2 tRNA genes and 2 rRNA genes are annotated in these 2,525 nt (G+C 50.6%); all 4 read right to left on the bottom strand.

Annotated elements, in window-relative coordinates:
• Nucleotides 1-572 (bottom strand): 23S ribosomal RNA (locus tag MUN53_RS18225); the annotation flags it as partial.
• Nucleotides 573-684: 112 nt separating this feature from the next.
• A tRNA-Ala gene (locus tag MUN53_RS18230) sits at nt 685-758 on the bottom strand.
• An 11-nt stretch (nt 759-769) separates the two neighbouring features.
• Nucleotides 770-843: transfer RNA gene (locus tag MUN53_RS18235), tRNA-Ile, on the bottom strand.
• A gap of 139 nt (nt 844-982) precedes the next feature.
• Nucleotides 983-2,513 (bottom strand): 16S ribosomal RNA (locus tag MUN53_RS18240).
• Between the last annotated feature and the right edge of the window lie 12 nt (nt 2,514-2,525).

A 2,525-nucleotide genomic window follows, 5' to 3' on the forward strand; every position in this document is an offset into this window, starting at 1 on the left:
AAGCTGCTCCGACCGCTTGTAGGCAGACGGGTTCAGGGTCTATTTCACTCCCCTGTTCGGGGTTCTTTTCACCTTTCCTTCACAGTACTGGTTCGCTATCGGTCTCTCGGGAGTATTTAGCCTTACGGGATGGGCCCCGCTGATTCGCGCAGAATTCCTCGTGCTCCGCGTTACTCAGGATACCACTAGGCTTCGACAAGGAGTCGTGTACCGGGCTTTCACCGTCTCTGGCTCAACTTTCCAGTTGATTCCACTTCCCTGTTTGCTTGCCACAACGTGGTCCTACTACCCCGGTATTGCCTAAACAACACCGGTTTGGGCTGTTCCGTGTTCGCTCGCCACTACTTACGGAATCACTTTTGTTTTCTTCTCCTACGGGTACTTAGATGTTTCAGTTCCCCGCGTTTGCTCCTTATTTCAAGGTGACAGGCCTTCAACCTGCCGGGTTGCCCCATTCGGATATCCCGGGATCAAGGATTATTTGCATCTCCCCCGGGCTTTTCGCAGCTTATCACGTCCTTCTTCGCCTCCGAGAGCCAAGGCATCCACCGTCTGCCCTTGCTTACTTTCTTTATCTGGCACTTAACGCACCGGATTGATATTCACTAAGCTTGCTCTTCTTTTCTTACTTTACTGAATGTACAACATGTCAAAGATCTTCTTCCGACGTTTCCATCGGTTCTGTGGAGAATAACGGATTCGAACCGTTGACCCTCTGCGTGCAAAGCAGATGCTCTAGCCAGCTGAGCTAATCCCCCTTTTCTTAGAGTAGTCCCAGGCAGAGTTGAACTGCCGACCTCTACATTATCAGTGTAGCGCTCTAACCAACTGAGCTATAGGACTGTCAACTTTGCCGGTTTCCCAGCTTCATCTTTCTCTCTATTTTTCTATCTTTTCATATCCAACCTGTAGTACAAGGTATTTTTCATTCATACCTCTACTTGTCCCTTGTTCTTTCTTTCTTCGGAATCTCTCGCTCCAGAAAGGAGGTGTTCCAGCCGCACCTTCCGGTACGGCTACCTTGTTACGACTTAGCCCCAGTCACCAGTTTTACCCTAGGCCGATCCTCGCGGTTACGGACTTCAGGTACCCCCGGCTCCCATGGCTTGACGGGCGGTGTGTACAAGGCCCGGGAACGTATTCACCGCGCCATGGCTGATGCGCGATTACTAGCGAATCCAGCTTCACGGAGTCGAGTTGCAGACTCCGATCCGAACTGAGACGTGGTTTGGAGATTAGCTCCTTGTCACCAAGTGGCTGCTCTTTGTCCACGCCATTGTAACACGTGTGTCGCCCCGGATGTAAGGGCCGTGCTGATTTGACGTCATCCCCGCCTTCCTCACAGCTTACGCTGGCAGTCCCGCTAGAGTCCTCAACACTACTTGTTAGTAACTAACGGCAAGGGTTGCGCTCGTTATGGCACTTAAGCCGACACCTCACGGCACGAGCTGACGACAACCATGCAGCACCTCGCAATCCGCTATTGCTAGAAACCGACTTTCATCGGCGGTCAGACTGCGTTCAAACCCGGGTAAGGTTCCTCGCGTATCATCGAATTAAACCACATGTTCCTCCGCTTGTGCGGGCCCCCGTCAATTCCTTTGAGTTTCACCGTTGCCGGCGTACTCCCCAGGTGGATTACTTAACGCTTTCGCTGTAGAGCTTACATTATATCGCAAACTCCTAGTAATCATCGTTTACTGCGTGGACTACCAGGGTATCTAATCCTGTTTGATACCCACGCTTTCGTGCTTCAGTGTCAGTTATGGCTTGGCAAGCTGCCTTCGCAATCGGAGTTCTGCGTGATATCTATGCATTTCACCGCTACACCACGCATTCCGCCTACCTCAAACATACTCAAGTCTCCCAGTTTCAATGGCAATTTTATGGTTGAGCCACAAACTTTCACCGCTGACTTAAAAGACCACCTACGCACCCTTTAAACCCAATAAATCCGGATAACGCTCGCATCCTCCGTATTACCGCGGCTGCTGGCACGGAGTTAGCCGATGCTTATTCATACGGTACATACAAAAAGCCACACGTGACTCACTTTATTCCCGTATAAAAGAAGTTTACAAACCATAGATCCTTCATCCTTCACGCGACTTGGCTGGTTCAGCCTCTCGGCCATTGACCAATATTCCTCACTGCTGCCTCCCGTAGGAGTTTGGTCCGTGTCTCAGTACCAATGTGGGGGACCTTCCTCTCAGAACCCCTATCCATCGTCGGTTTGGTGGGCCGTTACCCCGCCAACTGCCTAATGGAACGCATGCCTATCTATCAGCGATGAATCTTTAACAAATATTCCCATGCGGGACCCCTGTTTTATGGAGCATTAATTCATCTTTCGATGAGCTATTCTCCTCTGATAGGTAAGTTGCATACGCGTTACTCACCCGTGCGCCGGTCGCCATCAAACTTAGCAAGCTAAGTTCATGCTGCCCCTCGACTTGCATGTGTTAAGCCTGTCGCTAGCGTTCATCCTGAGCCAGGATCAAACTCTTCGTTGTTCAAATTGTTTT

Source organism: Parabacteroides faecalis (assembly GCF_022809355.1).
Classification (GTDB): domain Bacteria; phylum Bacteroidota; class Bacteroidia; order Bacteroidales; family Tannerellaceae; genus Parabacteroides; species Parabacteroides faecalis.